Origin of the sequence: Kosakonia sp. LAM2021, from assembly GCF_016620385.1 — a bacterium.
Lineage (GTDB): Bacteria > Pseudomonadota > Gammaproteobacteria > Enterobacterales > Enterobacteriaceae > Kosakonia > Kosakonia sacchari.
The window spans coordinates 221,956-234,444 of record NZ_JAENHT010000004.1; the positions used below are offsets into that span (position 1 = coordinate 221,956).

At 54.9% G+C, this 12,489-nt stretch carries 10 protein-coding genes; 5 read left to right on the forward strand and 5 right to left on the reverse strand.

Features of this window, described 5'->3' with window-relative positions; all coding sequences use genetic code 11:
• Positions 1-70: 70 nt before the first annotated feature.
• Positions 71-163, forward strand: a complete 93-nt coding sequence (locus JKP81_RS23595; protein WP_217500071.1) for a KPN_01571 family protein — start codon at positions 71-73, stop codon at positions 161-163.
• 61 nt (positions 164-224) lie between these two features.
• Here JKP81_RS23595 and JKP81_RS11790 read toward each other — a convergent pair whose 3' ends face one another.
• A complete protein-coding gene (locus JKP81_RS11790) occupies positions 225-1,475 on the reverse strand; it encodes an MFS transporter (RefSeq protein ID WP_200551881.1) in 1,251 nt (416 codons plus the stop codon).
• Between the two features lie 119 nt (positions 1,476-1,594).
• On the opposite strand from JKP81_RS11790, the gene JKP81_RS11795 reads away from it, so the two are divergent.
• From JKP81_RS11795 to JKP81_RS11810, 4 genes are all read left to right on the forward strand, one after another.
• Complete coding sequence (locus JKP81_RS11795) at positions 1,595-2,491, forward strand: LysR family transcriptional regulator (protein WP_200551882.1); 897 nt, start codon at positions 1,595-1,597, stop codon at positions 2,489-2,491.
• A gap of 129 nt (positions 2,492-2,620) precedes the next feature.
• Positions 2,621-3,841, forward strand: coding sequence for a sugar metabolism global transcriptional regulator Mlc (mlc, locus tag JKP81_RS11800; RefSeq protein ID WP_200551883.1), 1,221 nt, complete (start codon positions 2,621-2,623; stop codon positions 3,839-3,841).
• Between the two features lie 125 nt (positions 3,842-3,966).
• Positions 3,967-4,662 carry a dethiobiotin synthase gene (gene bioD / locus JKP81_RS11805; RefSeq protein WP_044489367.1) on the forward strand — a complete coding sequence of 232 codons (696 nt, stop codon included), beginning with the start codon at positions 3,967-3,969 and terminating at the stop codon, positions 4,660-4,662.
• 96 nt (positions 4,663-4,758) lie between these two features.
• Positions 4,759-7,284 (forward strand): RHS repeat-associated core domain-containing protein, encoded by a 2,526-nt coding sequence (locus JKP81_RS11810; RefSeq protein ID WP_234455612.1) that lies wholly within the window; start codon positions 4,759-4,761, stop codon positions 7,282-7,284.
• Positions 7,285-7,772: 488 nt separating this feature from the next.
• On the opposite strand, the gene dmsD is transcribed toward JKP81_RS11810, so the two are convergent.
• From dmsD to ynfE, 4 genes are read right to left on the reverse strand one after another with little or no spacing between them, the layout of a single operon-like run.
• Positions 7,773-8,384, reverse strand: coding sequence for a Tat proofreading chaperone DmsD (gene dmsD, locus JKP81_RS11815; protein ID WP_200551884.1), 612 nt, complete (start codon positions 8,382-8,384; stop codon positions 7,773-7,775).
• Between the two features lie 39 nt (positions 8,385-8,423).
• Positions 8,424-9,281 (reverse strand): DmsC/YnfH family molybdoenzyme membrane anchor subunit, encoded by an 858-nt coding sequence (locus JKP81_RS11820; protein WP_200551885.1) that lies wholly within the window; start codon positions 9,279-9,281, stop codon positions 8,424-8,426.
• A gap of 1 nt (position 9,282) precedes the next feature.
• Positions 9,283-9,900: a DMSO/selenate family reductase complex B subunit gene (locus tag JKP81_RS11825; protein WP_200551886.1), complete on the reverse strand. Its 618-nt coding sequence runs from the start codon at positions 9,898-9,900 to the stop codon at positions 9,283-9,285.
• Between the two features lie 10 nt (positions 9,901-9,910).
• On the reverse strand, positions 9,911-12,349 hold the full coding sequence (gene ynfE, locus JKP81_RS11830; protein WP_200551887.1) for a selenate/tellurate reductase subunit YnfE: 2,439 nt from the start codon (positions 12,347-12,349) through the stop codon (positions 9,911-9,913).
• Positions 12,350-12,489 lie beyond the last annotated feature (140 nt).

The following is a 12,489-nucleotide window of genomic DNA, read 5'->3' on the forward strand; positions in this document are numbered from 1 at the left end:
TTCCTGAACTGTACCATAATAGGAATAATCTATTTAAATAACCAATACCAACGCGTAACGCAGTAATATTATGAATCCATTTGTCTGGGTAATATTTGCTCTGCTGGCGCTTGATGCGGTGCGGGAATTAATGGGCACGGCATCGATTTTGAGTCTGCTTTGACACACACGAGCAAAAAGTAAAAAAAAGCCCTGCATGCGCAGGGCCGTTGACTATCGCAGCATTAATGCAGGCGAGAATGGAGCCTGCTTCCCACCAAAATGGCAATCACCAGCATGGCGGCGATAAAACCGCCGACGCCGTTCCAGCCATAGCTGTGCCAGAACACACCACCTAATGTCCCTGCCACGCTGGAACCGAGATAGTAGCTAAATAAGTAGAGCGACGAGGCCTGGCCTTTGGCACGCCGCGCGCGCGGACCGATCCAACTGCTGGCGACGGAATGGGCGGCAAAGAAGCCTGCGGTAAACAGCAGCATACCGATGAAAATCAACCCCAGCGTTGAGAACAACGTAAGCAACAACCCCAGCAGCATGATGGCGGTAGCGCCGACCATCACCGGTCCGCGCCCGTATTTATTGGTCATCATCCCGGCTTTCGGCGAACTCCAGGTGCCCGTCAAATAGGCGACGGAAAGCAGGCCCACCACCGCCTGGCTCAGCGTCCACGGTGATTGCATCAGACGGTAACCGATGTAGTTAAAAAGGGTGACGAACGAGCCCATCAGCAAAAAGCCTTCCAGGAACAACAGCGGCAGCCCCTGGTCGCGCCAGTGCAGGCGGAAATTGATAAACAGTGTTTTTGGCCGCAGCGAGGTTGGGCGGAAATGGCGTGATTCGGGCAGGATCCGCCAGAACATCAGCGCGGAGGCCAGCGCAAAACAGCCAATCACCGCCAGCGCGATACGCCAGTTAAAAAAGTCGGTAAACACGCCGCTCAGCAGGCGTCCGCTCATCCCGCCAATGGAGTTGCCGCTGATATACAGCCCCATCGAGAAAGCAACAAAACTGGGGTGGATCTCTTCACTTAAATAGGTCATGCCAACGGCCGCAACGCCGCTTAGCGATAAGCCAATCAACGCGCGCATCACCAGGATGCCATGCCAGCTGGTCATCATCGTTGACAATAATGTGCAGCACGACGCCAGCAGCAGCGCGGTAACCATTACTTTTTTTCGCCCGATGGCGTCAGAAAGCGGGCCGGTAAACAGCAGACCAATCGCCAGCATGGCGGTGGATATCGAGAGGGAAATACTGCTGCTGGCCGGAGAGACGCCAAACTCTTGCGACAGCACCGGTAAAATGGGTTGCACACAGTAGAGCAAGGCGAATGTCGCTAACCCGGCGGAAAAGAGCGCCAGCGTGACGCGCATAAATTGGGGAGTACCACGTTTAATAAATTGTCCCGGCAAAGAGACAGGTTTTTCGTCGACGACGCTTGCCGGCCCGGTGTCAACGGTTGTTGTACGACTCACTGGAGATCCTTAACGTTTATACCCGTGATTTTGGTGACGGGCTTACCACGTCGCTAAGGGTATGAAAGTGGCAATATTCTGTCTAATATATTAATAATCTCAAATAATATGTTTTAAATATGAACATTGAACTGCGTCATTTACGTTACTTTATTGCCGTTGCCGAGGAGCTGCATTTTGGTCATGCGGCGGCGCGGCTGAATATCTCGCAGCCGCCGTTGAGCCAGCAAATTCAAATCCTTGAACAACAAGTCGGTGCGCGCTTGCTTGCCCGCACCAACCGCAGCGTGTCGCTCACGCCTGCCGGGCGGCAGTTTTTGGCCGATAGCCGACAAATATTAAGCCAGGTTGATGAAGCCGCCGCACGCGCCATGCGCTTGCACCAGGGGGAAACCGGGGAGCTGTGCATTGGTTTTACCTCCTCCGCGCCGTTCATAAAAGCGGTCTCCGATACGCTCTCTTCGTTTCGCCAGCGTTACCCGGATGTGCATATCCAGACGCGCGAAATCAACACCCGCGAACAAATTTCACCGCTCAATGAAGGCTTGCTGGATTTGGGGCTGATGCGTAACACGCCGTTGCCGGAAACGCTGGCCTGGGATGTGATTCTGCGTGAGCCGCTGTTGGCGATGATCCACAAAGATCATCCATTAGCGGCGCGTTCGGCGGTGTCGCTGGTGGAACTGGCACAGGAGCCATTCGTCTTTTTCGACCCGCATGTCGGTACCGGTCTGTATGACGAGATCCTCGGCCTGATGCGCCGTTATCAACTGACGCCAACTATTACGCAAGAAGTGGGCGAAGCGATGACCATTATTGGCCTGGTAGCGGCCGGGTTAGGGGTGTCGATATTACCGGCGTCATTCCGGCGTGTGCAGCTAACGGAAATGCGCTGGGTGCCGATTATTGAAGCGGATGCGGTATCGGAAATGTGGTTAGTCTGGTCAAAACATCATGAGCAGGGCAGCGCGGCCGCACGCTTTAAGCAGCAGTTGATCGCCGCCGCTGACGGATAAATTTTGCGCATAAGTCATTGCAAAATGTGCTGTAAATCACACGCCGGGGTAAATATTTGACGGCGACCAGTGAAGTGTTTCACCATAGCCGAACGTTTATTTCGAAGCGTGAAAATAAGGGAGTCAGAGGTGGTTGCTGATAGTCAGCCTGGGCATATTGATCAAATAAAGCAGACCAACGCGGGGGCGGTGTACCGCCTGATTGATCAGCTTGGCCCGGTGTCGCGCATCGATCTCTCACGCCTGGCGCAACTCGCTCCGGCCAGTATTACGAAAATTGTGCGCGAAATGCTCGAAGCCCACCTGGTGCAGGAGACGGAAATCCAGGAACCTGGCAGCCGCGGGCGTCCGGCGGTCGGGCTGGTTGTCGAAACCGAAGCCTGGCACTACCTTTCTTTGCGCATCAGCCGGGAAGAGATCTTTCTTTCCCTGCGCGATCTTAGCAGCAAGCTGGTCGTCGAAGATCGCCTTGAGTTACCGCTGGTGGCTGAACTGCCGCTGCTGGACCGTATTATTCTGCATATTGACCGCTTTTTTACCCGCCATCAGAACAAACTGGAACGTTTGACCGCCATCGCGATTACGCTCCCCGGCATTATTGATACCGAAAACGGTATCGTTCATCGCATGCCCTTTTATGACGATGTTAAAGATATGCCGCTGGGTGAAGCGCTGGAAAAGCACACTGGCGTGCCGGTGTATGTCCAGCATGACATCAGCGCGTGGACGATGGCCGAAGCTCTGTTTGGCGCGTCGCGCGGGGCAAGGGATGTGATTCAGGTGGTTATCGATCACAACGTTGGGGCAGGGGTGATTACTGACGGGCGCTTACTGCATGCGGGAAGCAGCAGTCTGGTGGAGATTGGCCACACGCAGGTCGATCCCTACGGCAAACGCTGTTATTGCGGCAACCACGGTTGCCTTGAAACCATTGCCAGCGTCGAGAGCGTGCTGGAGCTGGCGCAGTTGCGCATGAGCCAGTCAATGAGTTCGATGCTGCACCAAAAACCGCTGACCGTGGAGTGGCTTTGCCAGGCTGCACAGCAGGGCGATCTATTAGCGAAAGATATCATTAGCGGCGTGGGTGCGAACATTGGACGCATTCTGGCCATCATGGTGAATTTGTTCAACCCGCAAAAAATACTGATTGGATCGCCGCTCAGCAAAGCGGCCGACGTACTTTTTCCCGCCATTGCCGCCTGCATTCGCCAGCAGGCGTTGCCCGCGTATAGCCAGCACATCAGCGTAGAGAGCACACAATTTACCAACCAGGGCACCATGGCCGGTGCGGCGCTGGTAAAAGACGCGATGTATAACGGATCTTTACTTATCCGTTTGTTGCAGGGGTGACATTTTTACACTGTTGCCATAAAAATTGCGCTACCTCAATCTTGCCCCCTGGCAGTTACCTTAGACTTTCCCCACTGAATTATTTTCCTGGTTTATATTTTCGTAGAACAACGGTGGGATGAGTGATGCTTAAGCGTTTCTTTGTAACGGGTACAGACACTTCTGTCGGGAAGACAGTGGCGTCCCGCGCGCTACTCCAGGCGCTGGCAGCCAGTGGTAAAACGGTGGCGGGTTACAAGCCTGTTGCCAAAGGGAGCAAAGAGACGCCGGAAGGGCTGCGCAATAAAGACGCGCTGGTGCTGCAAAGCGTTTCGTCGCTGGAGCTACCTTACCAGGCGGTCAACCCCATCGCATTAAGCGAAGAAGAGAGCAGCGTCGCGCACAGTTGTCCCATCAATTACACCCTGTTGTCGAATGGTCTGGCTGATCTCTGCAATCGCGTCGATCACGTGGTTGTGGAAGGCACCGGCGGCTGGCGTAGCTTAATGAACGATTTACGCCCGCTTTCGGAGTGGGTGGTGCAGGAGCAGATGGCGGTGGTTATGGTGGTGGGTATTCAGGAAGGGTGTCTTAACCACGCCTTGCTGACCGCGCAGGCCATTGCCAGCGACGGCTTGCCGCTGATTGGTTGGGTGGCGAACCGTATCAATCCGGGCCTTGCGCACTACGCCGAAATTATCAACGTATTGAGCAAAAAGTTGCCCGCGCCGCTGGTCGGTGAATTGCCGTATCTGCCGCGTCCGGAACAGCGCGATTTGGCACAATACATCAATCTGCAAATGGCGACCGGCATGTTAGTTGCCGACCGTATTCTGGCCTGACGCGGGCCGTTCGCTCACGGTCTGCAGTTCCTGTTTCTCCGCTTATACTCTTTATTGCACTTGATGCAAAAGTAGACAATTTAAGCGGAGAATCTTATGAGTACATCCCTTTATAGTAAAACCCCCCATGTTGCGGTGCTTGATAACCGTGCGCTGGCGGTACGCGATATTGTTTATCACCGCCATCCGGACACCCCGGACATCACCGACGAGCGTATCACCTGCCATCAGTTTGATGCGCGCGGTCTGCCCTCTCAGAGCGCTGACCCGCGCCTGTATGCCGCCGGGCTGGCGAATTTCAGTTATCTTCATGGCCTGAACGGCACGGCGCTACGCACGCAGAGCGCCGATGCCGGCACCTCCGTTGCCCTGAATGATGCGTCAGGGCGGGCATTTTTGCAGGTCAGCAATATTGGTGTGGCGAATGACCGCAGCGCTGCCGTCACCCGAACCTTTCAGTATGAAGATGCGAACCTGCCGGGACGGTTACTGAGCATTACCGAACAGGTTGCCGGCGACAGCGCGCATGTTACTGAGCGGTTTGTCCGGGGCGGCGCTTCAGCGGATGAACAGAGCCACAATCTCGCCGGTCAGCCGGTCAGCCATTACGACCCGGCTGGCCTGCTTTCGACAAACAGCGTTTCCCTGAGCGGTGTACCGCTTTCTGTCACCCGCCAGTTACTGCCGGATGACGCAGAAGCAGACTGGCAGGGGGCGGATACTTCCGCGTGGAATGACCTGCTGGCGGGCGAAACCTACACCATGCTGAGCACGGTGGACGCCGCCGGGAATGTGCTGACCACCACCGATGCGAAAGGCAATATCCAGCGCGTGGCGTTTAATGTGGCGGGTCTGCTGAAGGGCAGCTGGCTGACGGTCAACGGCGGTTCAGAGCAGGTTATCGTGAAATCTCTGACGTACTCCGCCGCCGGGCAGAAGCTGCGCGAGGAGCACGGTAACGGCGTGGTGACCACCTATTCCTATGAAGCCGAAACCCAGCGTCTGGTGGGCATTAAAACTGAACGCATTACAGCCACAAAAGTGCTGCAGGACCTGCGCTACGAGTACGACCCGGTGGGTAACGTGCTGGTGATTACCAACGACGCCGAGGAAACCCGTTTCTGGCGCAATCAGCAAGTTGTTCCCGAAAACACCTACGCCTACGACAGCCTGTACCAGCTGGTCAGCGCCACCGGACGCGAAATGGCCAGTGCGGTGCAGCAGAACAGTAACCTCCCTGATTTCATCTCCTTCGACAGCGCCACTTACACGAACTACTCCCGCATTTACACCTACGACAACGCCGGTAATCTGACGAAAATTCAGCACAGCGCGCCCGCGTCCGGCAATAACTACACGACATCAGTTACCGTCAGCGACCGCAGCAACCGGGCGGTGCTCAGCACACTCACGGAAAATCCGGCCGATGTGGAGGCGCTGTTCACTGCCGGTGGTCAGCAGAAACAGCTTTTACCGGGGCAGAGCCTGCTGTGGACAGCGCGCCAGGAACTGCAGAAAGTCACACCCGTAACACGCGACGGTGCAGCCGACGACAGCGAACGTTACCGCTACGACGCCAGCAGCCAGCGCGTGTTGAAAATCACCACACAGCTGACCGGCAACAGCACGCAGACAAAAAAGGTAATTTACCTGCCGGGGCTTGAACTGCGCAGCAGCGCAGCCGAAGAATTACAGGTGATAACCGTCGGTGTTGCCGGTCGCGCGCAGGTGCGGGTGCTGCACTGGGAAAGCGGGCAGCCCGCCGGTATCAGTAACAATCAGGTTCGTTACAGCTACGACAACCTCACCGGCAGCAGCGCACTGGAAGTGGACGCCAGCGGCGAACTTATCAGCCAGGAAGAGTATTACCCGTACGGCGGCACGGCGCTGTTTGCTGCGCGTAGTCAGCTGGAGGCGGATTACAAAATCCTTCGCTATTCCGGTAAAGAGCAGGATACGACGGGGCTTTATTATTACGGCTATCGTTATTATCAGCCGTGGGCGGGACGGTGGCTGAGTGTTGACCCGGCAGGCAGAATGGACGGGCTGAATCTGTTCAGGATGGTACGCAACAATCCCATCACGCTTCACGACACCAATGGGCTTGTACCCGTCGCAAAATCCCTTACCGCGCATGTACAACGCGCTGGTTTACAGGCCGAGCCGGTAGAAAGCTATCAGGATGTTTTTCACGCCATATTCCATGTTCATGGTGAGGCGGCATATAACGAGGTATGGGCAACGCTTAGCGAAAGTATCCCATTAAGCAGCTCAGAACCTATCACCAGGGAGCATATGGAAGCGATCGCGGATTTTATCGAAAAAAAAGAAATAATTTCTGGAATGGTGTATGCCAGCACGACACCAAGTGATATCCCAATAGATATCAGTGAAGTGCAAGCTCATCTGCATAAAATCCCCCTGAATATATTGAAAAAAGCACATTCATTAGGTCAATTTATCACCGCGACAAATGACAATATTACCAATCACCCTGGCCGTCATCACTTCAAAGGCGTTACACCAAGAGGATGGCCTGATGATTTAACATGGGATTCGGTTCCTGGGGTGGGTGCAGAAGGTCAAGGGGCTGCGGAAGGAATGCATCCTGACGAACAATAATTGCTTTAAGCCAAAATCAGCACGGAGGTTGGTCACTGGCAGAGGGACATACCTCAACGAGTTTAGTTCTACACGAATATGCGCATGCGATTGATCGCAGCCTGGGCGAAAAGGCGCTGATGGGGCCAAGGGGAACCGGTGATATTGGAGACTTTTTGAGTCGACGTAATAGTTTCGTTTCCGTTTGGGAACAAGATTTAAGCCATACAGATCCTTCATCCGATGATTATTATTACTGGCAAGGAGGTAGTGAAGGGGGCGCGGAAGAAGCCTTTGCTGAAGGATTTAGCGAAATATACTCAGGGAAAAATGTCCACAATTGGCCGAATGTGAAATCCTACATTTCACATAAAATGCAACATCTCTAATGAGTCATTTATAAACGTTGAAGCATAAAGAATATTTTTGACCTGATAAATGGCGCGTGGTGGATAAACATTCACCATTTCTGTAAAGCGGAACGTCCAAAGACGTTCCGCTTTGCATTTTTAGCGAAACAGCGGTTTTTGCGCCACCGGAATAAGCAACTGTGATTGCCACTGCGCCAGCGTAAGTCGTGCAAGTTGCCCCAGTGCGGTGAAAAACGGGTGCTGAGCGTAATCACAGAACTCGGAAAGAAATCGCCCGCTCCATGGCAGCAGATGCCAGGCCAGTAATTGATCGCAGGCGTCGTGATTACCTTGTTCCGCCAGCCATGCCGCCATCAGCAACAAGGTACCGAAGTGATCTTCCGGCTCGTTTTGCCCGGTATCGAACGCAATATTGTTGTCGCGCATCCACTGGCGCAGCGCCAGCGTCGAGTCGCCAAACAGTACGCTCTCTTTATCCAGCCATACCGAACCCCACGGCGGCGCGGGCAGCGCCCATGGGCCGATCAATAATCGTTGCCAGGCCTCGTTTAGCGGCTCGTCACAAGGTTGCGCGAACGCGTCGGCCAGCGGAATAAGTGTCTCTTCCGGTAACGGCCATTGTTCCAGCCACTCGCGGCTGCGTAGCGCGGCGATGAGCGGCGCGGAGGGTTCGCTCTCAGGTGGATAGTAAAACAGCGCGCCCAGCACGCGGGCGGTAAAAATAAAGGTCTCGCGGGTTGCGTCCGTCATGCTTTCTCCAAAAAGCGCGGGTTTCCCCGCGCACTATTATTAACCCGCGACGGCAACGCCGACGGTCATATGCAGGCCGTAAAACAGACCACGGCCAATAATTTCACCGGCTACCACCAGCACAACGCCGGCCAGCAAGCTGCTGGCTTTGGGCTGTCTGCGCATTACTAGTGGGCAAATCCAGCAACCGAGACCGAGGGCAACCAGCAATAAGCGCACCACCTGCAACAGGCCGTAATCCGGCACCAGCGTTACGGCTTGCTGCACTGAACTGTAGGTTTCGCCAAGCTGCATGCTCTGCAACATCACCACGGCAACTCTTGCGATAAGTGCCGCAACGCTGATGGCGGCAAAACGCGAAGCCGGAAAGCGCATGCCCGCCAGACGCAGCAACAACGCAGCCAGCAGCGGCCCCCCCGTCAACATGGTGAGGAAAAATGCGGCGGTGGTGTAGCCGTTATGCCAGGTCGGCACGGTGTCAATCTGGTAAACCCGCGTCATCGCCCAGACAAACAGTACCCCCAGTAGCATGCTGATAATCAGCCAGCCGCGCCCTAGTGAGGCGGGCAGTTTGCCAAGCCAGGTCAGTAGCCACCAGAAACCGCCGACGGCGAAAAACAGCGATCCGGCGGCGATTTCATTACTCAGTGACGATGCGCCAATGCGGTTCAGCGAATTAAACGCACGCAGCGGTGAACCGAGGTGCATCATCGAGGCGATAAAACCGATGCCCATCAACACCCACAGCAAAAACTGGCTGCGGACAATCCGCACCTGGCCGCTATTGTCATCTCTGGCATTCATCCAGACGAAGCCGGTGACAATCAATCCGCCCGCCACGCACTGACCGAGCACCGTAAACAGAACCAGCGGCCATTCATGCCATCCGTTTCCCATCTCACACCTCCTGCGGGTTTGCCAGATAGCCAGTGGTATCCCCTGTCGGGCGGCTGTTGGCGTTTGGTTTGATGACAATATTGGGCTTCGTGAAGTGCGATGCCGGAAGCGGGGCGATAGCAGCGAGTTCTCCATGCTGCTTACGCAGTTCCTCAATCGGGCCGAAATCGAGCGCGCGCAGCGGGCAGGATCCCACGCAGATGGGCTTTTTCCCTTCTGCAACGCGGTCATAACAGCCGTCGCATTTGGTCATATGACCTTTCGCGGAGTTGTATTGCGGTGCGCCGTACGGGCATGCCATATGGCAGTAGCGACAGCCGATGCAGACATCTTCGTCCACCACCACAAAACCATCTTCCCGTTTGTGCATCGCACCGCTCGGGCAGACTTTGGTACAGGCCGGATCTTCACAATGGTTGCAGGAAATCGACAGGTAATAGGCAAAGACGTTTTGCTGCCAGACTCCGTTATCTTCTTGCCAGTTGCCGCCGGCGTATTCATACACGCGGCGGAAACTGACGTCCGGGGTTAAGTTTTTATAATCTTTACAGGCCAGCTCGCAGGTTTTACAACCGGTGCACCGGGCAGAATCGATAAAAAATCCATACTGGGTTGTCATCGGCTACTCCTTAAACCTTTTGAATGTCGACCAGATTGGTATGCTGCGGGTTGCCTTTCGCCAGCGGCGAAGGGCGGTGCGTGGTGAGCGTGTTCATGCAGCCACCGTGGTCAACGCGATCGCCGGCCATATTGGCCTGATGCCAGGCTCCCTGGCCCATGGCGCTGACGCCCGGCATGATGCGCGGCGTCACTTTCGCGGCGATACGTACCTCTCCGCGTTCGTTAAAGACGCGCACCATATCACCCTGTTTGATACCGCGCCGTTTCGCGTCAATCGGGTTGATCCACACCTCCTGGCGACACGCTTCCTGTAGCACATCAACGTTGCCGTAGCTGGAGTGGGTGCGCGCTTTGTAGTGAAAACCGAATAATTGCAGCGGGAATTTCTCACGCGCCGGATCGTCCCAGCCTTCAAACGTTGAGGCGTAAATTGGCAGCGGGCTAATCACTTCGTCTTTATCTAATTCCCAACTGTTGGCAATTTCCGCCAGCTTGCTGGAGTAGATTTCAATTTTGCCGGAGGGGGTTTTCAGCGGGTTGGCGATCGGGTCGTCGCGGAATTTTTTATAGGCAACAAAATGGCCGTTCGGATCTTTGCGCTTATAAATACCCATCGCTTTCAGGTCTTCATAAGAGGGCAGTTGCGGATCTTTGGCGACCATTTTGGCGTACAGATATTTCAGCCACTCTTCCTGCGTGCGCCCTTCGGTAAATTTCTGGTAGATATCCGGCCCCAGGCGGCGAGCGATTTCGCTGGTTATCCAGTAAATTGGTTTACGTTCGAACTTCGGTGAGGTGACGGGCTGGAGGAAAATCAGGTAGCCCATGTTCCCGGCATAATCATTGGGGATGATGTCTTCCTGTTCGACGGTCATCAAATCCGGCAGCAGAATGTCAGCATACATCGCCGATGAGGTCATAAAGTTCTCAATGACCACAATCATTTCGCACTTGCTGTCGTCCTGCAGAATATCGTGAGTGCGGTTGATATCGCCGTGCTGGTTGGTGAGGGTGTTACCGGCATAGTTCCAGATAAATTTAATCGGCACATCAAGCTTATCTTTACCACGCACACCGTCGCGTTTGGCGGTCATCTCCGGGCCGCGGGCAATGGCATCGGTCCAGGTAAAGCACGAAATCGACGTTTTCACCGGGTTTTCCGGCATCGGCATCCGTTCAATGGTGATGGTGTAGGTGGATTCGCGCGCGCCGCTGTTGCCGCCGTTGATGCCGACGTTACCTGTGAGGATCGGCAGCATGGCAATGGCGCGTGAAGTCAGCTCACCGTTGGCCTGGCGCTGCGGCCCCCAGCCCTGGCAGATATAAGCCGGTTTGGCGCTGCCAATTTCCCGCGCCAGTTTGATGATTTTATCGGCGGGAATACCGGTGATACGCGATGCCCACTGCGGTGTTTTAGCGATGCCGTCTTCGCCCTGGCCGAGAATATAGGCTTTGTAATGGCTGTTGGCGGGCGCATCGGCAGGCAGTGTTTTTTCGTCGTAGCCGACGCAATATTTATCCAGGAAAGGTTGATCGACGAGGTTTTCGTTAATCAGCACCCACGCCATGCCGGCAACCAGCGCGGCATCAGTACCTGGACGAATCGGCACCCACTCATCTTCGCGCCCGGCGGCCGTATCGGTATAACGCGGATCGATAACGATCATCCGCGCATTTGAGCGTTCGCGTGCCTGCTCAAGGAAATAGGTAATACCGCCGCCGCTCATGCGGGTTTCCGCCGGGTTGTTGCCGAACATCACCACCAGTTTGGTGTTTTCGATATCCGAGGTGCTGTTGCCGTCGTTAGAGCCGTAGGTGTAGGGCATCGCGCAGGAGATTTGCGCGGTGCTGTAGGTGCCGTACTGGTTGAGAAAACCGCCATACATCGCCATCAGACGGGCAATAATCGACGCTGAAGGGGAAGAGCGGGTGATGTTGCCGCCAACAATACCAGAGGAGTAATTAATGTAGACCGCTTCGTTACCGTATTTTTGCACCACGCCTTTCAAACTGTTGGCGATAGTATCCAGCGCTTCGTCCCAGCTGATACGTTCAAACTTGCCTTCGCCGCGTTTACCGACGCGCTTCATGGGGTAGTTCAGGCGATCCGGATGGTTAATTCGGCGGCGAATAGAACGCCCGCGCAGGCAGGCGCGCACCTGGTGATTGCCGTAGATATCCTCGCCGGTATCATCGGTTTCGACCCAGTAGACTTCATCGTCACGGACATGCAAACGCAGCGCGCAGCGGCTACCGCAGTTGACCGAGCAGGCTCCCCATACCACTTTGTCTGGCGCGGGTTGCATCGCCTGTTGCACGGCAGCAGCGGCAGAACGCAGGCCAAAGGGCAGGGAAAAACTCCCGGCTGCCAGCGCAAGCGACCCTAAAGCAGTGGATTTCACCAACGTTCGTCGGCTGATCCCACCCTGGTGTTCAGTGTCGGACATAGCTCACTCCATTATTATTTATAATAAAAAGAAATTAGCTGGCGTATTAAAAGCAGGCTAATGAAGTGATCATGTTAATCATTAGGGAGTAGAAGAATCTTAAGCGTGATCAAATAGAGGGAAATCCCCCTGAAATGAAG